Source organism: Oleiphilus sp. HI0125, assembly GCF_001635355.1.
In genome coordinates this window covers 1-23,037 of sequence record NZ_LWGF01001100.1, presented here as the reverse complement: position 1 = coordinate 23,037, position 23,037 = coordinate 1, and the positions used below count along the sequence as shown (strand labels likewise).

The following is a 23,037-nucleotide window of genomic DNA, read 5'->3' as shown; positions in this document are numbered from 1 at the left end:
CTTTTTAGGGTCAATATGTTTGCTGCGATTTGCAGCAAATAATTATCATTGGAATATTTGTTATCTATAAAAAAAGAAAAACCCCGCAGAGCGAGGTTTTTTTAGAGAGCTATCCGGCGATTATGAGGAAGCTGGAGAACACTGAAGAGCATCGATGAAAAATGGCTCAATTGGCGCGGCATCAATAGCATCGCTAACGGTAGTACTCGACACTTGAATTATTGTGCCGCCGCCAGTAGGGTTCAGCATGCCTAGAGCATAGCCTCCGAACTCTGTTGCTCTTGCCAATGTGGCGGCTTCGTCATCTATCACAGGACATGGGCCGCCATGAGACCCCGCTCCAGGTTTAAAGCGAATTACATTTCGATTTACAGTAACTGCTCCTGGATCCTCGATTGCAAAGTTATTCGCATCGAAATCAGTTGCCCCATCAGCTTGAACGATATTTGCTTCAATTAGTAACGGCTCTGCACCAGAAAGATAAGAGACCGATGCGTTAATTTCACTTGCAGCAATTGTCCCCGCCGGAGTTTGAAGAGTCCTACCAGGCACTTGCGAAACGGGAATTACTTGGTCGTTTGAAGCTGTGTAATATAGGACTTTTGTACCTTGCGCTTCATAGTCTCCAACGAAATTGATTGCATCAAAAGCATCTACAGAAGCTTGAATCGTGTTTAAAAACGCTTGATAGTTTGCTGTATCAGAAGTTAAACCGGCAGCAGCGAGTCCATCAACAATGTTGCCAGCAAAAGCGGGTGAGCTTTCAAAGAAGCGTGCAATACCACCGCCAGGAGTTGAGAAAAAAGCAGACTTAAAGTCGTCATTGGTATCGACCGTACCATTTGCTACAGCGACAGTAGCTTGAGCACTAATTGTGCCTAATGAGTAGCCTTGATAGTACACGTCTGAGCCGTCTAAATCTGTTCCTGAGCCGCTCATTCCTGTCAGATCAATGCCTCCAATAGCCTTACGAAGAGCCATTAGGTCGAGAGCATTTTGGCGATTATTGTCTCGTGTAGTAAGAAAGCTTTCTACATTTACGAACAGTAGAGAGGTGTTATCTTCTTCTGTCAGCTCTTTGGGTGGTAGGCCTGAGCCTGCGTCAGCATATCCAAAATGTCTTTCAGAGTCAGTTTTAGTTAGTACTGTTACGTCATTGTCCGTCGATGAGTCGTTGTCTGGGTCAACCATTGCATCACTTTTTAAGCCGTGCAGAGGCTGATCAATCGCAACGACAGCCAAGTCAAAGGCCGCGAAACCAAGTGTTCCAACTGTTGCCGTGTCAGCTGAAGCTACGAGTCCAGATCCCGTTGCGCCGAGAGCAATGCTGCGACTTCCACCTAGGCCGTGTCCCATTATCATAGTTTTCATTGGTGTTACGTTCGCACCAGTGATGCCATTAGGATAAGCAATGGTAATAGGTATAGTCATATCCTCTACGGTAGATGCCACGGTCGCTGGAGTTGAGTAATCTGCAGGCGTTGTTACATCGGCATCCTGTTTCTTAGGGAATGGGAATATGTAGTTCACAGCTGTTGTTATAGCAGGATCTGCTTGTGGCAGGACTAAGCCGATGTCTTGGAATGCAGTGTTGATCGCCGTGGCTAAAACATTATCTGCTTCCCAGCTTAAGTATTTGATTGGCGCGCCTGTACCGAGGGCAATATTCTCCCCTTCGTTTGGTGCGCCGATGTCAGCGGGAGGTCTAGAGTAGTATGGAACTTTCATTGTGCCTTGTACAATCGAGACGTTTGCGTAACCAGGGTGTGTGACCGGTGTAGAGCCCGTAAAGTCAATCTCAGCTGCTTTAGGTGTAGGCAATAGGTCTGCGAATCCGCCTACTCCTGATGGAAGGGCAACTAGAGCACCGCTGATACAGTTTATATAAGCTACGCCATTTGTTCCGTCAGGTGTTAATCCAGGGCAAGGTGCTGGGAGAAGGCCAAATCCTGCTTGTAATGGCGCCAGAGCGTCAGCAACTGTTGTGTCTGTTGGGTCGCTAGGGTTTATTGGGAATGCTGCAAGAGCACCTTGTGTAGCAAGGTTGACGTCGGTGTAGTCAACTTTTCCGTCCATATTTAGATCTGTCTGATCAGTCACGATCGCTGTCGCTGTGCTAACGCCAACAAAACGAGTGATCTGGTCGTTGAACCATAAATTAGGTTCAGCGATATAATTTAAAACTTTTTCATCCCCAGATGTGGTAAAGCTGTATGTCAGCGCAATATCTGCATCGCTATCTATTACAGGGATGCCCGCGATCGCGATAGGTTCCCATAAACCATTGATTAGCGCTTGGACTGGTTGTAATGCCGCCAATGAGCCAGAAAGCGGGTTGGTTTCGTCTGTCAAAGCTTCGTAACCTGCAGCACCTGGAGATTTAATGATTGATTCGCCTGCTTGATCAGTAATCGTATTCTTTACTACAACGATGTACCGAGTAAGTGGCTCAAGTACTGAAGTAGGATTGATACGGATGGTTGAGTTTCCGTCCAATACCTTATGTTCGATCTCGAATGTTGGTTGCGAAGATGCGGCTTGTGGAGGCTCTCCGATTGATAAACCTTGGACTGGCGAACCGCTTGCGTACTCTAGAGCAATCAGAAATACGTTTTGTTCTGCTCCATCGCTTTGGCCTTTAAGGCTTGCAGGATCAATTAAACCACTCATTGCGATATCAATTGGCGCTACTGTAGATGCACCGCTCAATCCGCCTAGAGCTGCCGTTACTGGATTGTATTCTGAGGCAGAATAAGGTGGTAGAGGATTTGGGACGCCTAGGTCCACAAATGTGCCATCGCCTGCGGTTTCAGATGAATACAATAAATCGTTAGGGACAGGGAACTTTGCTTCCGATGGCGAGAAAATTGGAAATACACCATTGGCTACAGGAGGGTTTGTAACTGACCCTGCGTTTTCGGTTGTTGATGGGGAGTCGTCAAGACAGCCGCTCAGTGCGAATGACGAGGCAACTGCGGCACTTAATAGAGTTTTCTTCAACATAGTTAGGACCTTCACCTAAGATTGCTGTTATTTCTTGGCGCTTTTCTACACGTAAGTCGTGTTATGAAAAAGACATTAATTGTTCTAATTTGTGACGATGAAATATCGCTCTTCGAATACACTTTCTATTCGTATATCCCTTAACGTTAGACCATATCTTTTTGATGTCGAGTTTTTCCCTATGGTTCAATGGCTTGTTAACTATTTTTTAGACCTATGCCCAATGTTTTTGAACGCTATTTATTCGGACTACAAAGAAATTGGGTTTGAGAGTACAATTTCGTGCCACAAATTTGTGTTGTGCCGTAACGCACGCGCATTTAACCCTCCCAGCAAAAAGAATTAAGAGACGGATATGACTACGATTCGCCAAGATGACTTGATCGAGAGTGTTGCAGACGCGCTGCAGTTTATTTCTTATTACCACCCAGCAGATTTTATCAAGGCGGTTCACGAAGCGTATTTACGTGAAGAGTCGCAGGCTGCTAAAGATGCTATGGCTCAGATTCTTATTAATTCGCGCATGTGTGCTGAAGGTAAGCGTCCAATCTGTCAAGACACTGGCATTGTAACGGTCTTCGTGAAAGTAGGTATGAATGTTCAGTGGGATGCTCAAATGAGTTTGAGTGACATGATCAACGAAGGTGTGCGTCGTGCTTATACACATCCAGACAATGTTCTTCGTGCATCTATTTTGGCTGACCCAGCTGGCGCGCGTAAAAATACTAAAGACAATACTCCTGCTGTTATTCATTACGAAATTGTCGAAGGTGACAAAGTTCATGTAGAAGTGGCGGCTAAGGGTGGCGGTTCTGAGAATAAATCTAAGATGGTGATGCTTAATCCTTCTGACAGCATTGCTGATTGGGTCGTTAAAACTGTACCAACAATGGGGGCAGGTTGGTGTCCGCCGGGGATGTTAGGTATTGGTATTGGTGGTACGGCAGAGAAAGCCGCAGTGATGGCGAAAGAGTCATTGATGGATCCTATTGATATTCATGAGTTGCGAGAGCGCGGTCCACAAAATCGTATTGAAGAACTTCGTCTTGAGATTATGGATCGTGTTAATGAGCTAGGAATCGGTGCACAGGGTCTTGGCGGTTTGACGACCGTTCTTGATATCAAGATTAAAGATTATCCGACTCATGCGGCTTCATTGCCTGTTGCGATGATTCCAAATTGTGCTGCTACTCGCCACGCACACTTTACTTTGGATGGTTCTGGTCCAGCGCTACAAACTCCGCCTAGTCTTGATGATTGGCCAGAAATTACGTGGGAAGCTGGAGAAAATGTGAAGCGTATTAACCTTAATGCCGTCACGAAAGAAGAGGTTGCTGATCTTAAGCCGGGCGATACAGTTTTGTTGTCGGGTAAAATGCTGACGGGTCGTGATGCAGCGCATAAGAAGATGGTTGAAATGATCAGCAGCGGTGAAGAGCTGCCGGTTGATCTAACTGGTCGCTTTATTTATTACGTCGGGCCGGTTGACCCTGTTCGTGATGAGGTTGTTGGTCCAGCGGGTCCGACCACTGCGACGCGTATGGATAAATTTACGCACACGATGCTCGAGAAAACAGGCTTGCTTGGAATGATTGGTAAAGCAGAGCGCGGACAAGTAGCAATTGACGCAATCAAAGAGTTCGGATCAGTTTATTTGATGGCCGTGGGCGGCGCTGCGTACCTAGTTTCTAAGGCTATTAAGAACGCTGAGGTGGTCGCATTCCCTGAACTAGGTATGGAAGCGATATACGAATTTGACGTTGTCGATATGCCGGTTTCTGTTGCGGTAGATGCATTGGGTACGTCTGTTCATCAGACTGCGCCTGTTGAATGGCATGACAAGATCATTTCTGCCAAATCGGTATAAGGTCCTGATGCGTACTGCTATTGTTTTGTCATGCTCAATAGGAGGTATATATGTTAAGTAAAGAAACTTGTGAGGCGTGTCGTGCAGACGCGCCTCGTCTTTCTGACAATGAGATCAAAGACTTGTTATCTGAAGTTGATGGTTGGGAAGTCATTCATGAAGAGGGGCAAAATCGCCTTCATCGTGTTTTTAAAGTATCAAATTTTGTTAAAGCGCAAGAATTCGCCAATTCGATAGGTGATTATGCTGAGCAGGTTGGGCATCATCCTAGGCTTATTGTGGAGTGGGGGTGTTTAACGGTGACGTGGTGGTCTCACAAAATTGGAGGTCTGCATAGAAATGATTTTATCTGTGCAGCAAGAACGAGCGAGTTGCTTGGTCAATAGTTGCGTTTGCTCTGCTCGGTTTAAGCCGACTGTATTGGAATTGAAGTAATGGAAAGAACCTATCGTTTAGTTGTTTCGTGTCCTGATCGAACCGGGATTGTCGCAAAAGTGAGTAACTTTTTAGCGACATACAATGGTTGGATTACTGAGGCGAGTTATCACGCGGATCAAAAGAACGGTTGGTTCTTTATGCGTAACGAGATTAAGGCAAGTTCTCTGCCTTTTGATCTGGAAGGCTTTAAAGCGGCGTTTGCGCCGATTGCAAATGAGTTTTCGATGAAGTGGTCCGTTGCTGATTCGCATCAAAAGCCGAAAGTTGTTTTGATGGCTTCAAAGGAATCGCATTGTTTGGCTGATCTTCTGCATCGTTGGCATAGTGGTGAGTTGAACATAGATATTGTTGCTGTGATCGCGAACCATGAAGATTTGCGTCGGATGGTTGAATGGCACGAGATTCCATACCACTACGTTCCTGTCACAAAAGAAACAAAACCGCAGGCATTTAAGCAAATCGAAGAGTTGGTCGATTCTTACGAAACGGATTTAGTCGTGCTTGCGCGTTATATGCAGATACTACCTCCAGATTTGTGTGAGCGTTATGAGGGAAGGGTGATTAATATTCACCATAGTTTCTTGCCAAGTTTCGCGGGTGCAAAACCTTATCATCAGGCTTATGATCGTGGTGTGAAGTTGATCGGCGCAACGTGTCATTACGTGACGCAAGATCTCGATGAGGGGCCGATTATTGATCAGGATGTGATTCGTATTAATCACAGTGATACGATCGAAGATATGGTGCGCCTAGGCAAGGATGCAGAGAAGACTGTGTTGGCGCGTGGCTTGCGATTGCATATTGAAGATCGTGTTATCATTCATGAAAACAAAACGGTCGTATTCGCGTAAATTTCAGTTCTAAGGCGCGACTTTCTGTTGCGCTTTCTTCGCTTTCAGATCTTATTCAAAAATAGTGCGTTAACAAGCCCTCTAAAACGCGCTAAATGCTCTCTTTTGTTTTGTGCTTATGGTATAGTGCGTTGATTAATTTTGCGCTAACTTCCAAAATTGCTTTTGGTTTCAGTAAAACGCAAAGAAAGGCAAAGCGCTTCAATTTTTGCCTAATAACGATAAGTGCTCTAAGAGCATTACAAAAACGATCGAAATGAAAGGAATGCACTCCCTATGAGTGATCACGCTAAAGAAATCCTTCCCGTAAATATTGAAGATGAGTTGAAGCAGTCATACCTTGATTACGCGATGAGCGTAATCGTTGGTAGAGCATTGCCAGATGCTCGTGATGGTTTGAAACCTGTTCACCGACGTGTTCTTTTCGCAATGAGTGAATTGAACAACGATTGGAACAAAGCATACAAAAAGTCTGCTCGTGTTGTTGGTGATGTGATCGGTAAATACCACCCACATGGTGATTCTGCGGTCTACGATACAATTGTTCGTATGGCTCAGCCATTTTCTCTTCGTTACACATTGGTAGATGGTCAGGGTAACTTCGGTTCTATCGATGGGGATAATCCAGCTGCGATGCGTTATACGGAAATCCGTATGCAGAAGCTTGCGCATTCTTTGCTTGCTGATCTAGAGAAAGAAACGGTCGATTTTGTTCCTAACTATGATGGCACAGAGCAAATCCCAGAAGTCTTACCGACTCGTGTTCCTAACTTATTGGTGAATGGTTCATCAGGTATTGCGGTTGGTATGGCGACGAACATTCCTCCGCATAATTTGAATGAAGTTGTCAGTGGCTGTTTAGCCTTGTTAGACAATTCAGATATTACGACTGATGAGTTGATGGATTACATTCCTGGTCCAGATTTCCCGACTTCAGCGATTATTAACGGTCGAGCTGGTATTGTTCAGGCATATCAGACTGGTCGCGGTAAAATTTATCTACGCGCGCGTTATGAAGTGGAAACAGACGCGAAAGGTAAAGAGCGCATTGTCGTTACAGAAATTCCTTATCAGGTTAACAAGGCGCGTTTGATTGAGAAAATCGCAGAGCTTGTTAAAGATAAAAAGATCGAAGGGATTACCGAGCTTCGAGATGAGTCAAACAAAGAGGGCATGCGTATTGTTATTGAGTTACGTCGAGGTGAAGTGCCAGATGTAATTATGAATAACTTGTATTCTCAAACTCAGCTTGAGAACGTGTTTGGTATCAACATGGTTGCGCTTGTTGATGGTGAGCCAAAGACGATTAATCTTAAGCAGTCACTTGAGATTTTTGTTAAGCACCGTAGAGAAGTCGTTACCCGTCGTACTGTTTATTTGTTACGTAAAGCGAGAGAGCGTGGCCATATTCTCGAAGGTCTTACCGTCGCGCTTGCGAATATCGATCCAGTAATTGAGCTCATTAAGAAATCTCCAACCTCTGCTGAAGCGAAAGAAGCTTTGCTTGCTCAAGCTTGGGAGCCAGGTGCTGTAGTCGGCATGCTCGAGAAAGCGGGCGTTGATGCGTGTAAGCCTGATGATCTAGGCGAGGAATATGGATTTGTTGACGGTAAGTACCGTCTTTCTCCGACGCAAGCACAAGAAATTCTTAACATGCGCTTGCACCGTCTGACTGGTCTTGAGACAGAAAAACTCATTGCAGAATACAAAGAGATTCTTGAACGCATCACTGAGCTTCTTGGTATCTTAAGCGATCCAGATAAATTGATGGCTGTTATTCGTGAAGAGCTTGAAGCTATCAAAGAAGAGTATGGTGATGAGCGTTGCACAGAAATCATGTCTTCGCGTCGAGACCTAACAGTTGCAGACTTAATTACTGAAGAAGATTTAGTTGTCACTATTTCGCATGCAGGTTATGCGAAAACGCAGAAGCTTGAAGAATATCAGGCGCAGCGTCGTGGTGGGCGCGGTAAGTCTGCTACCACAATGAAAGATGAAGATTTTATTGAGAAACTCGTTGTCGCGAATTCACATGACACGATTTTGTGTTTCTCAAACAAAGGTAAAGTGTATTGGTTGCGTACCTTTGAGATTCCGCAAGCAAGCCGTGGTTCACGTGGCCGGCCAATGGTGAATATTTTGCCGCTTGACGAAGGTGAGCGTATTACGACGTTCCTGTCCGTTAATGAATACGCAGCCGATCATTACGTATTTATGGCGACCGCGAACGGCACCGTGAAGAAAACGCCTCTAGAGAACTTCTCGCGTCCGCGCCCTTCAGGTCTTATCGCTTTAGGTTTGGATGATGGCGATACGTTGATTGGCGCTGCTATCACTAATGGTGAGCGTGACATCATGCTCATGGGTAGTCACGGTAAGATGATCCGTTTCGATGAGAATGATGTGCGTGCGATGGGCAGAACGGCGCGTGGTGTGCGTGGTATTAAGTTGCCAGAAAATCACAGAGTTGTTTCTTTGATTCTTCCTGAGGAAGATGGCTTGTTGTTGGTGGCAAGTGAGAACGGTTACGGCAAGCGCACACGTCTTGATGAATTCTCAGTCATCAATCGTGGTGGTCAGGGTGTCATCGCAATGCAAGTGTCTGATCGAAACGGAAGCTTAGTGTCCGCTGTTCAAACATTTGAAGGCGATGAAATGATGCTGATCAGTGACAAGGGCACTCTCGTTCGATCGCGCACTGAAGAAGTTTCTGTCCTTGGTCGTAATACACAAGGTGTTCGTTTAATTAAACTCACCCAAGAGGGTGAACGCTTAGTGGCTGTAGAGCGTATCGAAGAACCAGAGTCAGAAGAATTAGATGATGAGGGTGTCGAAGAGGGTGCGGTACAAGCTGAATCTTCTGAGAGTGACTCTTCAAGTGATTCAACTGATGGCGATACACTGCAGTAATTGGCTTTGATATGACGAATGAAGCAGAAGCGTTAGGCCGCTTGCGTAAAGATATAGATCGAATTGATAGTGAAATTCATCGTTTGCTGAATGAGCGTGCAAAATGTGCGCAACAGGTTGCTGAAGTAAAGCAAGCTGCTTCAAATGGTGAAGAGGTTCAGTACTATCGTCCTGAGCGTGAGGCGCAAGTTTTACGCTCAGTGATGGAGCGCAATGAAGGCCCTCTCCCTGACGAGGATGTGGCGAAACTATTTCGTGAGGTCATGTCTTGTTGTTTAGCCCTAGAGCGCCCTCTCAAAGTTGCTTACTTAGGCCCAGAAGGTACATTTACGCATGCTGCGGCACTCAAACATTTCGGTCATTTCGTAAAAGCGGAACCGCTTTCAGCTATTGATGAAGTATTCCGAGAAGTAGAGTCGGGGCAAGTGAACTATGGCATCGTGCCAGTTGAAAACTCAACTGAAGGGATTGTTAATCATACTTTAGACAGCTTTATAGACTCACCTTTATTTATTGCAGGTGAGGTAAAGCTTCGCATACACCACAACTTGCTCAGCGGAACTGAAACCAAGCTTGAGAATGTGACCCGCGTTTATGCGCACCAGCAGGCGCTAGCACAATGCAGAAAATGGTTGGATTCGCATTGTCCGCAGGTTGAGCGTATTGCTGTATCGAGCAATGGTAAGGCTGCGAAACTAGCCGCTGAGGAGCCTGGAGTTGCTGCCATCGCAAGTGATATGGCGGCAGAGCTCTACGATTTAGATTTCCTAGCAAAAAATGTAGAAGACAGTCCTGATAACACGACACGTTTTCTTATTATCGGTTCTGAGGTCGTGCCTGCGAGCGGCGAAGATAAAACATCAATTATGGTTTCAGTGAAAGATAAGCCGGGTGCTTTGTATCACGTCTTGGAGCCATTTCAGCGTCACGGCGTGAATATGAATCGCTTAGAGTCTCGGCCCTCTAATAGTAGTACTTGGGCTTACGTTTTCTATATCGATTTTGATGGTCATTTTGATGATGAGAATGTTCAGGCGGTGATCAAAGATATTTCGCCAGATGCCGTCGACATTAAGCATCTTGGTTCCTATCCCGTTGGCGTTTTGTAACGCGTATTTATAGATTTAAAAGGGTTTTCTAATGGGCGATTTAACGCGTTCTTCTTGTGATTTTGTGTCTTTGGCGACTCAAGGTGCCCGAGGCTTACATCCTTATCAACCGGGCAAACCAAGCGATGAGTTGGAGCGAGAGTTAGGCATCTCGAATATCGTAAAGCTCGCAAGTAATGAAAACCCGCTTGGCCCTAGCCCAATTGCTTTAGAAGAAATCCGCAACGAGCTTTCTCAATTGACGCGCTACCCTGATGGTAATGGCTTTAAACTAAAAGAAGCGCTTGCATCGCGTTTAAAAGTTCAGTCATCGCAACTTACCCTGGGGAATGGGTCTAACGATATTCTTGACTTAATTGCGCGAGCTTATGCCGAACTAGGGCGTGAGGTGGTTTTTTCGCAATATGCATTCGCGGTTTATCCCATTGCGACGCAAGCAGTTAATGCAACTGCCGTTGTAACGCCGGCACTGAATTGGGGGCATGATCTATCTGCAATGCTTTCGGCAATTACCGATCGCACATCCCTTATTTTTATTGCCAATCCAAACAATCCAACCGGAACGGTGTTGAGTAAAGCTGAAGTTGTAGAGTTTTTGTCTCAAGTGCCAGAAAGCGTGATCGTGGTGTTGGACGAAGCGTATATTGAATACAGTACCGATCCCGATTTTCCTAATGGGGTTTCATTGCTGTCTGATTTTCCGAATTTGATTGTCACGAGAACGTTTTCAAAGGCATGGGGGCTCGCTTCGTTGCGCGTTGGTTATGCGATTTCAAATGAAGAAATTGCGGATGTGCTGAATCGAGTTCGTCATCCATTTAATGTGAATAGTCTCGCGCTTGCTGCGGCTCTCGGTTCATTGAGAGACGAAGACTATTTAAAGAAAAGCATCACGACAAATGAACATGGTATGAAGCAGTTGACCGATGCATTTGATCGACTGGACTACGAATATATTCCATCGAAAGGCAATTTCGTGTGCTTTGATACGAAAGGTTCTGGAATGGAAGTGTACGAAGCTATGTTGCAGCAGGGTGTTATTGTGCGTCCTGTAGCGAATTATGGAATGCCAAATCACCTTCGTGTATCAATCGGTCTTCCTGAAGAAAACGCTCGTTTTATTGAAGTTTTGGAGTCGCTTAGTCATGGCTAGCGATTCGCTAAGTTTAGCGATGCAAGAATTAAAAGGGCTCACCGTTTCGGTTGTTGGGCTTGGTCTAATTGGCGGTTCTTTAACAAAGTGCTTGAGGGAGCAAGGCGTTGTCTCGAAGACGGTCGGGTATACGCTTGATTCAAATCACGCAAAGCTCGGTATTGAATTAGGTGCTGTGGATGTAGCTGCTGAAACAATTGCTGAAGCAGTTTCTGGCGCAGATATCATTGTGTTGGCAGTTCCAGTTCAAGCATTTGAGAGTGTGCTGCAAGAGGTTAAACCATTCATCAAGCCCGGTGCTGTACTGACCGATGTAGGAAGTGTTAAGGGTAACTTTGTTTCTGCAGTCGAGTCGGTGTTCGGCGATGTGCCAGAGTTTGTTGTTCCTGGTCACCCGATTGCTGGATCAGAAAAGAGTGGAGTTACTGCCGCAAATAGTTCGCTCTACCAAAATCATAAAGTGATTCTTACTCCCTTAACGCATACTGATGAGCGAGCATTATCCTTAGTTGACGCGATGTGGAGCGCTTGTGGTGCTAATGTGCTGCAAATGTCGGTTGAAAAGCATGACGAGGTCTTGGCGGCAACGAGTCATCTTCCTCATTTGATCGCATTCTCATTGGTTGATACCTTGGCGGGAAATCCTGATAACGAGGATATTTTCCGCTATGCTGCTGGTGGTTTTCGGGATTTCACGCGCATCGCTGCAAGTGACCCTAGAATGTGGCACGACATATTTCTTGCAAATAAAGAAGCCGTTCTAAATGTATTGGATCGCTTCTCTGTAGACTTGCAAAAACTACGCACTGCGGTCGCTGATGACCAAAGCCAAGAAATGCTTGGTGTATTTACGCGCGCTCGAGCGGCGCGAGAACATTTTTCTAAAGTCTTATCTGGACAATCCTACGTAAACGCTATGAATACAAATAATGTAATTTTTAATGCTGGCGCAGGCAGCGCTTTATCTGGTGCTATTCGTGTTGCCGGTGATAAATCTATTTCGCATCGATCTATTATGCTCGGAGCGCTTGCAGAAGGTGTCACGGAGGTCGAAGGATTTTTAGAAGGTGAAGATAGTCTTGCAACGCTTCAGGCTTTTCGTGATATGGGTGTTGTCATTGAAGGGCCGAACAACGGGCGAGTTAAGATTCATGGTGTCGGCTTGAATGGGTTACAAGCGCCTCCGGGGCCGATCTATTTAGGTAACTCGGGTACGGGCATGCGTTTGTTCGCTGGTTTGCTCGCGGGACAAAGTTTCGATACCGAGCTTGCTGGTGATGAGTCGCTGACAAAGCGTCCGATGGAGCGTGTAGCGAAGCCCTTACGTGAAATGGGCGCTGTTATTGAAACAGCTGAAGGTGGGCGTCCGCCAATGCTTATCAAGGGCGGGCAAGCGCTGTCGGGTATGCATTACGACATGCCGATGGCTAGTGCTCAGGTGAAATCATGTTTACTGCTTGCAGGTATGTATGCTGAGGGCGATACAAGTGTGACTGAGCCTGCGCCAACTCGCGATCATACTGAACGTATGTTGAATGGCTTTGGTTATTCTGTTGAGCGTGATGGTGCGACCGCGAAGCTTTCAGGTGGCGATTCAATGCAGGCCGGTAAAATTGATGTTCCAGCGGATATCTCTTCAGCAGCCTTTTTTATGGTAGCGGCCTCTATTGCTGAAGGGTCAGACCTTACGCTTGAGCACGTTGGTCTCAACCCGACTCGCGTGGGTGTTATCAATATTCTTCGTCAAATGGGTGCGGATATTACCGTCTCTAACGAAAAGACCGTTGGTGGTGAGCCCGTTGGCGATATTCGTATTAAATCGGCTCCACTAAAGGGTATTAAAATTCCTGAAGATCAGGTGCCTTTGGCGATCGATGAATTTCCAGTTCTTTTTATCGCCGCAGTATGCGCAGAAGGCGAGACTGTGTTAAGTGGAGCTGAAGAGCTTCGCGTTAAGGAAAGCGACCGAATTCAAGTAATGGCTGATGGCTTAGCGCAGCTTGGCGTGCGTACTGAAGTAAAGCCAGATGGTATTGTGATTCAAGGTGCTAAGATGCATGGAGGTACGGTGCACTCGCATGGCGATCACCGCATCGCAATGGCGTTTTCTGTTGCAGCATTGCGTGCTGAAGGTGAAATCGTAATTAATGATTGCGCTAATGTAGCGACGTCTTTCCCTAACTTTGTTGAATTAGCAAATCGTGTAGGGATGAATGTGAAGGTAAACGGAGACGCGTAATGGCGCCAAATTCACAAGCTCCAGTTCTTTGTATAGATGGACCAAGCGGTTCTGGTAAAGGGACGATTACACAGTTAATTGCGACTAAGTTAGGTTGGTCGATTCTCGATAGTGGGGCTTTGTATCGTTTAACCGCCATTGCGGCGCTACGTCAAAATGTCGCTTTAGATGACGAGTCAAGTTTGGCCGCAGTCGCGGCAGGTCTTGATTGTTCTTTTGAAAGTTCAAAGCCGGGCGAGCCGGTTCGTGTAATGCTTGCAGGAGAGGATGTGACGAGTGAATTACGTCTTGAGACCACGGGCGATAATGCTTCAAAAGTGGCGGTTCTCCCTGAAGTGCGTGCAGCGTTATTGCAGCGCCAGCGCGATTTTCAGCAGCTTCCTGGTCTGGTAGCTGATGGACGAGATATGGGAACAGTTGTTTTTCCTAACTCTCAATTCAAAATATTCTTAACCGCTTCTGCTCAAGCCAGAGCAGAGCGTCGTTTCCAACAGTTGAAGGCACAGGGTGAAGATGTTAGAATCGCGACCCTTTTGCAAGAGATCGAAGCGCGTGATGCGCGTGATATGGGTCGTAAAGCCGCGCCGTTAAAGGCCGCAGACGATGCTGTCACGATCGACACGACCGAATATTCGATCGAGCAAGTGTTGGAAAAAGTCCTTTTATTGGTCAATCCAAAGTAAGATTTTTCCTCTAAAAATAGTTTTAATGCTTATGGCAATGAAAAACCGGCCAGAGGTTTGTCATGAGCGTATGTAAATAGACCGTATTAACTGGTGGTACGGAGAATCATATACAGGAAATGTAATGAGCGAGAGCTTTGCAGATTTATTTGAAGAGAGCCTAAAAGAGATCGATATGACCCCAGGGTCGATCGTTAAAGGCGTGGTTGTAGACATCGATAGCGATTGGGTTACAGTTAACGCAGGCTTGAAATCAGAGGGCGTTATCCCTCTTTCACAGTTCGTAAACGAAGCTGGTGAAGTTGAACTAGCAGTTGGTGACACTGTTGACGTAGCACTTGATGCTGTAGAAAACGGCTTTGGCGAAACGCAACTTTCACGTGAGAAAGCGAAGCGTGCTGAAGCATGGAAAGATCTTGAGAAAGCATTCGAAGCTGAAGAGATCGTTAAAGGTATCATCAACGGTAAAGTTAAAGGCGGCTTTACTGTTGACCTTAAATCTGTTCGTGCATTCCTACCTGGTTCTCTAGTTGACGTTCGTCCAGTTCGTGACACATTGCACCTTGAAGGCAAAGAGCTTGAGTTTAAAGTTATCAAGCTTGACCAAAAGCGTAACAACGTTGTTGTTTCTCGCCGTGCAGTACTTGAAGCTGAAAATTCAGCAGAGCGTGATGCTCTTCTTGAGTCAATGGCTGAAGGTATGGAAGTTAAAGGTATCGTTAAGAACCTTACAGACTACGGTGCGTTCGTAGATCTTGGTGGTGTTGACGGTCTTCTTCACATTACAGATATGGCTTGGAAGCGCATTAAGCACCCGAGCGAGATTGTAAATGTTGGTGACGAAATCAACGTTAAAGTTCTTAAGTTCGACCGTGAGCGCAACCGTGTTTCTCTAGGTCTTAAGCAGTTGGGTGAAGATCCATGGGTATCAATCAAAGAGCGCTATCCAGAGAACACTCGTGTTACTGCACGTGTTACTAACCTTACTGATTACGGCTGCTTCGCAGAAATCGAAGAAGGTGTTGAAGGTCTTGTTCACGTTTCAGAAATGGATTGGACTAACAAGAACATTCACCCATCTAAAGTTGTTCAATTGGGCGACGAAGTTGAGGTTATGGTTCTTGATATCGACGAAGAGCGTCGTCGTATCTCTCTAGGTATCAAACAGTGCCACGCTAACCCATGGGAAGAGTTCTCAGGTAACTTCAACAAGGGTGATAAGATCAGCGGTAAGATCAAGTCTATCACTGATTTCGGTATCTTCATCGGTCTTGACGGTGGTATCGACGGTCTAGTTCACTTGTCAGATATCTCTTGGCAGGAACAAGGCGAAGAAGCTGTTCGTAACTACAAGAAAGGCGACGAAATCGAAACTGTTATCCTTTCTGTAGACCCAGAGCGTGAGCGTATCTCTCTTGGTGTTAAGCAGCTTGATAGCGATCCATTCGCAGAATACGTTCAAGCGAACGACAAAGGCACTATCGTTACAGGTACTGTTAAGTCTGTAGACGCGAAAGCAGCAGTTGTAGAACTTGCAGCAGACGTTGAAGCAACTTTGAAAGCATCTGAAATGAGCCAAGATCGTGTTGAAGATTTGACGACTCAGCTTAAAGAAGGCGACGAAGTAGAAGCGAAAATTATTAACGTTGATCGTAAGAATCGCGTGATCAACTTGTCTGTTAAGTCGAAAGACATTGACGATGAGAAGCAAGCGATGAAAGAAGTTCGTGAGAAGCAGATTGAATCAGCTGGTCCAACTACGATCGGTGATTTGATCAAAGAGCAGATGCAAAACCAGTAACTGCTTGTTAAATAATATAAAAAACGGGCCTTGTGCCCGTTTTTTTTTGTTTTTTGTTTTTCCTTGTCTAAACTGAGAATGACGTTGTTTATTAAGGAAAATCAATGACTAAGTCGGAATTGGTAGAAATTATCGCCGCAAAGCAAACTCAGTTGTCTGTCAAGGATGTAGAGTTAGCGGTAAAAACAATAATAGATTTGATGTCCGAGACGCTCGCAGAAGGGCAGCGTATTGAAATTCGTGGCTTTGGTAGCTTTTCGCTTCACTATCGTTCTCCACGCGTTGGCAGAAACCCGAAAACTGGTGAGTCCGTTACGCTTGAAGCAAAGCATGTTCCGCATTTTAAGCCTGGTAAAGAGCTGCGTGACATCGTAAATGATAGCCTTAAGCATGGTTATTAAAGGTCGAGCTACGCATCATGTCTAAGCTAGTTTTGCTCATTGAAGTAATATTGCTCGCGGCACTCGTCGCTTTAGGTGTTGCGTTTGCCTTATCTAATAGTGAACGCTTGAGCGTCGATTACTTGATAGGCAATATCGATGTCAGTGCTGGTGTTGCACTGCTAATTATGTTTTCCCTTGGTGGCGTGTTTGGGTATCTCGTGAGATTACCAAGTAACATTGCAATCAAGAGCAGATTGCTAAAGGTTGAACGCGAGCTTCAACGCACTAAGCAGGCTTAAAACTGAGTTTTATTTTTCTTAGAACGCTTATTTATTGTCGAAGTTTTTGATCTTCGATAGACTTCCTCCCGCCCAATTTTCGTTTTATCACCCTGTCACTTTCTAGCGGTTATAATCCTCTCGATATCAATGACAGTTCAATATTTTCTATAGTGTGTTTTTTATGACTAATGCAAATGTAAGTTCGCCTATCTTGGTCGCTCTTGATTTTCCTTCAAAAGAGTCTGCGATTGAATTGGCGCAGCAGCTAGACCCAAAACTATGTCGTGTGAAGGTTGGGAAAGAGTTGTATACCCGATGCGGTCCGCAAGTGGTTGAAGACTTACATCGTCTAGGCTTTGATGTATTTTTAGATTTGAAGTTTCATGATATTCCAAATACCACGGCTCAAGCGGTTGGAGTTGCGGCAGATATGGGCGTATGGATGGTAAATGTGCATGCGAGCGGTGGCCAAAGAATGATGGAAGCATGCGCTGAGAAGTTGAGTGCCTATTCAAGTCGCCCCTTATTGATTGGCGTGACTGTACTGACAAGTATGGAGCAAGCGGATCTTGCCGGCGTAGGGATAGATGTTCCGCCGCTAGAGCAGGTTATGCGTTTGGCATCTTTAACGAAAGACTCTGGTCTCGATGGCGTGGTATGTTCATCTCAAGAAGCGAGTCAGTTAAAGCAGTCGTTAGGTTCTGAGTTTAAGTTAGTTACGCCAGGGATTCGTCCTGCAACGGCTGATAAAGGCGATCAGAAGCGTATTATGACTCCTCAGCAAGCGTTAGAAGCGGGCTCTGATTACTTAGTGATAGGTAGGCCTATTACGCAAGCTCAATCGCCATTAGAGGCTTTAGAGAGCATCTTGGCGTCGATTCAGGCGTAATACTAATGGAAGAAATCGTTTACTATCTTGAGATGCATACACCGCCTGCTTATGTAATGACCACTGCAGATAGCGAATATGTATTGGAAGAAGTAAAACATAACCAAGCACCGTTCAATCAATTCCTGTATTCGTTTGTAGGAAAGGCGTGGGATTGGACTGATCGCTTGGTTTGGACAGATCAACAATGGTTTGATTTGGTGAATGACCCAAATCTTCGTACTTGGGTGGCCTATAGAGACGGTGCGATTCTAGGTTACTTTGAGCTGCGCAAAGACGGTAGCAACGTTGAACTATTGTATTTTGGATTAAGTCCTGACTTTATAGGTAAGGGATTTGGGACTGCTTTTCTAGAAGATGCAGTACGACAGGCTTGGTCCTGGGATGGTGTCGAGCGCGTATGGGTTCATACTTGTAATTTCGATCACCCTGCTGCGCTAGACAACTATAAACGCCGTGGGTTCGTTCACTATAAAACGGTGTAAGGCCTAGAGCGTGGTTCTTTTTAAAAGCTCATCTTTTGCTTTGCTGAGCTCTTTGAATTTTTGCTCGTCCCCACCTTTGTCGGGATGCATTGTTTGTGCTTTTTTCTTAAAGGCTCGTTTTATATCGGCGTAGCTTGCGCCGATCTCCAAACCTAATGCTTGATAAGCTTCTTCCGATTGATCAGGGTTATTAAAACGTTGCCAGAAGCCGTTTAGTAATAATGAGATTTCTTCCTTTGTCATATCGAAATAATTATCTTGATCAAGATAGTACGTACCTAATAAATCGCTGTTACTTACACTTGTTTCGTTATGAGTGATGTAAGGAAATTTTTGGATATTGATTATTCCAATCTCAAGATGAGCGCTTTTATTTTTGGCCCATTTTGATTTAAGCGAATAAAGTGCGTGACGAATTAAAAAATGCGTTTTGAATAAGCTGAGTGCTTGATTGAGCTCCATATTTGGTAGCTCGAGATCATTGCTGTCTTTGAGGTATTTTATTAGGTCGTATTCTCGCCACTCACTTTTCATCGTGAAAGCTTTTTCGATAGCGGAGGTGACAGAGCTGAAGATATCCATTTCTTCAGCCTAGCTTAGTGCGTTTAGTTTGTCCTGTGCCTAATGATTAAGCTTGCTACATGGTGTAGTAGATTGGCGCGCCAGGTCCAACGGGGAATCCCATAATAAATACCCAGAAGTAGAAGAACAGGCTCCATGCAGTAATAAATACAACTGAGTAGGGGAGCATCATCGATATGAGGGTACCGATTCCGAGGTCTTTTTTGTATTTCTCGGCAACTGCGAGTATTAGCCCGAAGTAGCTCATCATTGGTGTAATAATATTGGTTGTCGAGTCACCGATACGATACGCCGCTTGAATAACCTCTGGTGAATAGCCAACTAACATTAACATCGGGATGAATATAGGCGCCGTGACTGCCCATTGAGCCGATGCTGAACCTAGTGACAGGTTGATTAGCCCGCATACGCCAATAAAGAAGAAGAATAGAATTGGTCCGGTTAAACCTAAGCTTTCTAAGGTCTGTGCACCGAGCACGGCCAAGATCGCGCCTAGATTAGTCCACTTAAAGAAGGCAACGAATTGCGCCGCGAAGAAAACAAGAACGATATATGCGCCCATTGTGTTCATAGCATGATTCATGGCGTGAACGACATCAGTCGAGTTGGTAATCGATTTAACGACCTTGCCGTACACTAAGCCCGCTAAGGCAAAGTAAATGAATATGAATGCTAAGATCGATTTTAAGAATGGAGACCCTGCAACAAGTCCTGTTTCAGGATGGCGTAATATTCCATTTTCTGGAACGATCGTAGAAGCCAAAACGCCCGCAAAGATGAGCGTATAAATACCGACGACTCTCAGACCTTTGCGCTCAATATCGGTTACGGCATGTGAATTCATCTCTTGCTCGAGTTCTTCGACGTGTTCAGGTGATGCATCATCTTTGTTATACAGACCTAGTTGAGGCTCCACGATGTACTCAGTAATCAGCATGCCGAGAATAGAAATGACAACGGTCGAGGCCATCATGAAGTACCAATTGGCCTCAGCCCCAACCGTATAACTCGGGTCAATAAGTTGGGCTGCTTTCTCTGAGATGCCTGATAGAAGTGGGTCAACTGTTCCAATTAAAAGGTTCGCGCTATAGCCGCCTGATACACCCGCAAACGCGGCAGCAAGACCGGCTAGGGGGTGGCGACCAAGAGATGCGAATATCATTGCAGAAAGAGGAATTAATACCACATAACCAAGCTCAGCGGCTGTGTTCGAAACGATGCCAGCTAGTACAACAGCGAACGTCACAAGCTTCTTGGGCGCACCCATTACCAAGTTACGCATTGCTGCCGAAATGACGCCTGATCGCTCTGCTATCCCTACACCTAGCAGGGCAACTAACACGGTTCCGAGTGGGGTGAATCCTGTAAAGTTCTTAACGAGCTGCGTGAGGATTTGCTGAAGACCTTCAATATTGAACAGGCTGACGACTTCAATCATTCCTGAAGGAGACCTACCACGGCTACCCTCGGGCCGTGGATCTAGCACAGCAAGTTCAAAATACCCAGCGACGCTGCTAATAACGATGACTAGAGCGCATAGTATGGCGAACAAAATAACGGGGTGTGGGAGTAAATTTCCAAGGAATTCAACCGTATCGAGAAAGCGTGTGATGAAATTTTTACTACCACTACTTTGATCGTTATTAGGCGTTTGTGGTGATTGGGTATGATCAGTCGACATGGTGCTCCCCCTTAAAATCTTTCCGGAGTATAGCTGTTGTTTTATTTGGTGCTTTTTTAAACAGAAAGGGAGCTGTTTTTTTTGTTTCAAGCTTTACCTTTGCTTACTTACTCGGTCAGTTTTCATTTATACTTCGCGCCGACTGAATCATGTAGCATCGAGTATTTGCTCGTCATCGGAGTAGAAATGAAGTCCTTAGAAGGGTCAGACAAGTACGAATTCAACAAGCTTCAAAAACGCTTGCGTGCCGGAATGGGTAAAGCAATCATTGACTTCAACATGATTGAAGCTGGGGATAGGGTCATGGTCTGTCTGTCCGGAGGAAAAGACAGTTATACAATGCTGACTATTCTGATGAGCTTACAAAAGAGTGCTCCGATTGATTTTGACCTTGTCGCCGTAAATTTGGATCAAAAACAACCGGGTTTTCCAGAACATGTGTTACCTGAATATTTAGAATCCTTAGGTATTGAATACTATGTTGTGGATCGCGACACATATTCTGTTGTGAAGTCTAAGATCCCAGAAGGTAAAACAACCTGTGGTCTATGCTCACGGCTTCGTCGCGGGACCTTGTATTCATTCGCAGAGGACATTAAGGCGACTAAGATTGCATTAGGACACCACAAGGACGATATCGTCGAAACATTATTTTTGAATATGTTTCATGGCTCGAAGTTCTCTGCAATGCCGCCTAAATTGTTGTCTGATGATGGGCGAAATATCGTTATAAGACCTCTGGCCTATTGTCGCGAGAAAGATATTCTTAAATTTGCAGATATTATGGAATATCCGATTATTCCGTGTAATTTGTGTGGCTCTCAAGAAAACTTACAACGTCAGAATATCAAAGCGATGTTGCAAGCTTGGGAGAAGGAGCATCCCTCTCGTATTGAGTCGATATTTAGCTCTTTGCAAAACGTTGCACCGTCACAGCTTGCAGACAGAAATTTATTCGATTTTGAAACGCTCAAAATTGATCGTACCGAAGCGCGTAAACCATATGAATTTGGGGCTGAGCAAACGATTTCTTCCTCGAACCCGAGTCAAGATGAAAGCATCGTACAGGTCATCGAAATTTATCAGCCATGATCTTAAAAACTAGAAACTAACGACCAGGCGCCGAAGCAGATAAGAGTCATGCCAGCACTTTTTCTAAACCACTGACTATTTAAAATCGCAGATAACCGTTGGCCTGCTACCGAGACGCCTAGCATGCTAGGTAAGGTCCCTAAACCAAATGCAAGCATTGTCATTGCTGAGCCAGAGAGCGTTCCTTGGGTGCTCGCGTAAATCAGTCCAGAATATACCAATCCGCATGGTAGCCAGCCCCATACAGCGCCAAGCGCTATCGCTGCCCTATGAGACTGAGGCCGTAAAAATCGACTGCCAATCGGTCTAAGTTTTTGCCATAAAATGGCACCAAGCTTCTCAGTAAAAAGTAGAGCATTGAGCCATCCAGTTAGATATAAGCCCATTAGGATCAGCATGATCGCTGCCGCAATACGCAAAAGCATCAGTGCACCGAGATATTCAGAGAACCAAAATCCTAGCGCACCGACTAGTAAGCCAGCGAAGGTATATGAGCTTAATCGTCCGAGATTATAGCTATAAACATAATTATGCTGGGGGGTATTGAGCCCAAGCGCAGACGCGAGTCCACCGCACATCCCAAGGCAATGGCCTGAACCTAATAGTCCAAGCAAGAATGCACTTAGCAGGATGGTATATTCGATGGCTATACGTCCTTTTCTTGGTTGTGTTGAGGTGCCTTGCTTTGTTGTTTTGGCTTGTCGTCTGGACCAGGAATCATATGCTCATCATCATCAAACAAGATGCTATGGCCAGGGCCTTCAAGGTCATCATACTGTCCATTTTTAATTGCCCAGCCAAATAGCCAGATAGCGATCGTCACAAGTATTAAAGAAACAGGGATGAGTATGTAAAGAATTTCCATAACGATTTATTCAGCACTAAGTGAGATGCTATTTTCGCAGGCGCATAGAGTTAAATACAACAATTAAAGAGCTTAATGACATGCCGAGCGCAGCAAAATAAGGTGGAATGAGGCCGACCACTGCAAGTGGCAGCATGCATAAGTTATAGCCAAGTGCCCAGCAAATATTTTGAATAATGACTGTTCTTGTTCTGCGTGAATACTGGAAAGCGTCAGCCAGTGATACGAGGTGCTCGTTTAACAAAATGGCATCCGCATTGAGCTTAGTTAAGTCACTCGCTCCGCCCATTGCAATAGATAGGTTTGCGCGAGACAAAACGGGAAGATCGTTGATGCCGTCGCCGACCATCGCCACTTTTCTTCCTTCAGATTGCAGCGACTCAACGTAGTTCAGCTTTTGTTCAGGCGATTGCTCAGCTAAGAACGATTCGATACTCAATGTGTCGGCGACATGTTTCACTGAATGATGCTGGTCGCCACTTAAAATATGCACGGTTTTGCCCAGCTTACGCAGCGTTTCAATGCAGGCAGCTGCCTCTTCTCTTAGAGTGTCTTCGAGCTCAAACCGAGCAACTAATGTAGTGCCGTCAGACATAAATACGACAGGTCCATCGTGTTGATGTTGCAGTTCTTGTTTATCGAGCGTAGACGTATTTTGTTCGATAAAGCTAGCGCTGCCCATAAAATAGCGAGAGCCATCAATGATTCCGCTCACGCCTAAACCA

General features: G+C 45.3%; 20 protein-coding genes. 14 read left to right on the top strand and 6 right to left on the bottom strand.

Translation table 11 applies throughout. The annotated features are described in order from the left end of the window. Positions 1–120: 120 nt before the first annotated feature. On the bottom strand, positions 121–3,003 hold the full coding sequence (locus A3762_RS19045; RefSeq protein WP_068501931.1) for a hypothetical protein: 2,883 nt from the start codon (positions 3,001–3,003) through the stop codon (positions 121–123). Positions 3,004–3,358: 355 nt separating this feature from the next. Between A3762_RS19045 and A3762_RS19040 the strand changes: the two genes are divergently transcribed. The 13 genes from A3762_RS19040 to A3762_RS18980 all read left to right on the top strand — a co-directional run bounded on the left by A3762_RS19040 (position 3,359) and on the right by A3762_RS18980 (position 18,092). Next, positions 3,359–4,870: a fumarate hydratase gene (locus A3762_RS19040; protein ID WP_068501934.1), complete on the top strand. Its 1,512-nt coding sequence runs from the start codon at positions 3,359–3,361 to the stop codon at positions 4,868–4,870. 50 nt (positions 4,871–4,920) lie between these two features. Continuing rightward, positions 4,921–5,256 carry a 4a-hydroxytetrahydrobiopterin dehydratase gene (locus A3762_RS19035; RefSeq protein WP_068500301.1) on the top strand — a complete coding sequence of 112 codons (336 nt, stop codon included), beginning with the start codon at positions 4,921–4,923 and terminating at the stop codon, positions 5,254–5,256. A 48-nt stretch (positions 5,257–5,304) separates the two neighbouring features. Further along, complete coding sequence (gene purU / locus A3762_RS19030) at positions 5,305–6,159, top strand: formyltetrahydrofolate deformylase (RefSeq protein WP_068477017.1); 855 nt, start codon at positions 5,305–5,307, stop codon at positions 6,157–6,159. 276 nt (positions 6,160–6,435) lie between these two features. After that, the gene (gene gyrA, locus A3762_RS19025) at positions 6,436–9,069 is read left to right on the top strand and encodes a DNA gyrase subunit A (protein WP_068501936.1); all 2,634 of its coding nucleotides are present in this window, start codon (positions 6,436–6,438) and stop codon (positions 9,067–9,069) included. A gap of 11 nt (positions 9,070–9,080) precedes the next feature. Then, a complete protein-coding gene (gene pheA, locus A3762_RS19020) occupies positions 9,081–10,178 on the top strand; it encodes a prephenate dehydratase (RefSeq protein WP_068477011.1) in 1,098 nt (365 codons plus the stop codon). A 31-nt stretch (positions 10,179–10,209) separates the two neighbouring features. Continuing rightward, positions 10,210–11,331 (top strand): histidinol-phosphate transaminase, encoded by a 1,122-nt coding sequence (gene hisC, locus A3762_RS19015; protein WP_068502374.1) that lies wholly within the window; start codon positions 10,210–10,212, stop codon positions 11,329–11,331. After that, positions 11,324–13,570 carry a bifunctional prephenate dehydrogenase/3-phosphoshikimate 1-carboxyvinyltransferase gene (locus tag A3762_RS19010; RefSeq protein WP_369819800.1) on the top strand — a complete coding sequence of 749 codons (2,247 nt, stop codon included), beginning with the start codon at positions 11,324–11,326 and terminating at the stop codon, positions 13,568–13,570. The genes hisC and A3762_RS19010 overlap by 8 nt, the downstream gene beginning before the upstream one ends. Beyond that, positions 13,570–14,253, top strand: coding sequence for a (d)CMP kinase (cmk, locus tag A3762_RS19005; protein WP_068502372.1), 684 nt, complete (start codon positions 13,570–13,572; stop codon positions 14,251–14,253). The genes A3762_RS19010 and cmk overlap by 1 nt, the downstream gene beginning before the upstream one ends. A 124-nt stretch (positions 14,254–14,377) precedes the next feature. Further along, positions 14,378–16,054, top strand: coding sequence for a 30S ribosomal protein S1 (rpsA, locus tag A3762_RS19000; protein WP_068477005.1), 1,677 nt, complete (start codon positions 14,378–14,380; stop codon positions 16,052–16,054). 104 nt (positions 16,055–16,158) lie between these two features. Continuing rightward, positions 16,159–16,455: an integration host factor subunit beta gene (locus A3762_RS18995; RefSeq protein ID WP_068477003.1), complete on the top strand. Its 297-nt coding sequence runs from the start codon at positions 16,159–16,161 to the stop codon at positions 16,453–16,455. 17 nt (positions 16,456–16,472) lie between these two features. Beyond that, complete coding sequence (locus A3762_RS18990) at positions 16,473–16,736, top strand: LapA family protein (protein ID WP_068477001.1); 264 nt, start codon at positions 16,473–16,475, stop codon at positions 16,734–16,736. Between the two features lie 163 nt (positions 16,737–16,899). Then, positions 16,900–17,607, top strand: coding sequence for an orotidine-5'-phosphate decarboxylase (gene pyrF / locus A3762_RS18985; protein ID WP_068476999.1), 708 nt, complete (start codon positions 16,900–16,902; stop codon positions 17,605–17,607). Between the two features lie 5 nt (positions 17,608–17,612). Further along, complete coding sequence (locus A3762_RS18980) at positions 17,613–18,092, top strand: GNAT family N-acetyltransferase (protein WP_068476997.1); 480 nt, start codon at positions 17,613–17,615, stop codon at positions 18,090–18,092. Between the two features lie 3 nt (positions 18,093–18,095). Here the strand turns inward: A3762_RS18980 and A3762_RS18975 are convergent, their stop codons facing one another. Both A3762_RS18975 and A3762_RS18970 read right to left on the bottom strand, forming a co-directional pair. Further along, positions 18,096–18,626 (bottom strand): DNA-J related domain-containing protein, encoded by a 531-nt coding sequence (locus tag A3762_RS18975; RefSeq protein ID WP_231878862.1) that lies wholly within the window; start codon positions 18,624–18,626, stop codon positions 18,096–18,098. A 103-nt stretch (positions 18,627–18,729) separates the two neighbouring features. Further along, complete coding sequence (locus A3762_RS18970; protein ID WP_068757132.1) at positions 18,730–20,355, bottom strand: AbgT family transporter; 1,626 nt, start codon at positions 20,353–20,355, stop codon at positions 18,730–18,732. 186 nt (positions 20,356–20,541) lie between these two features. Between A3762_RS18970 and ttcA the strand changes: the two genes are divergently transcribed. Beyond that, entirely contained in the window at positions 20,542–21,447 is a 906-nt protein-coding gene (ttcA, locus tag A3762_RS18965; protein ID WP_068477149.1) for a tRNA 2-thiocytidine(32) synthetase TtcA, read from the top strand. A 2-nt stretch (positions 21,448–21,449) separates the two neighbouring features. On the opposite strand, the gene A3762_RS18960 is transcribed toward ttcA, so the two are convergent. The 3 genes from A3762_RS18960 to A3762_RS18950 all read right to left on the bottom strand — a co-directional run. Beyond that, on the bottom strand, positions 21,450–22,061 hold the full coding sequence (locus A3762_RS18960; protein WP_197469398.1) for a sulfite exporter TauE/SafE family protein: 612 nt from the start codon (positions 22,059–22,061) through the stop codon (positions 21,450–21,452). 32 nt (positions 22,062–22,093) lie between these two features. Further along, on the bottom strand, positions 22,094–22,312 hold the full coding sequence (gene ccoS, locus A3762_RS18955; protein WP_068475695.1) for a cbb3-type cytochrome oxidase assembly protein CcoS: 219 nt from the start codon (positions 22,310–22,312) through the stop codon (positions 22,094–22,096). 28 nt (positions 22,313–22,340) lie between these two features. Next, positions 22,341–23,037: cation-translocating P-type ATPase (locus A3762_RS18950; RefSeq protein ID WP_156493592.1), on the bottom strand; the 697-nt coding region annotated here is incomplete at its 5' end.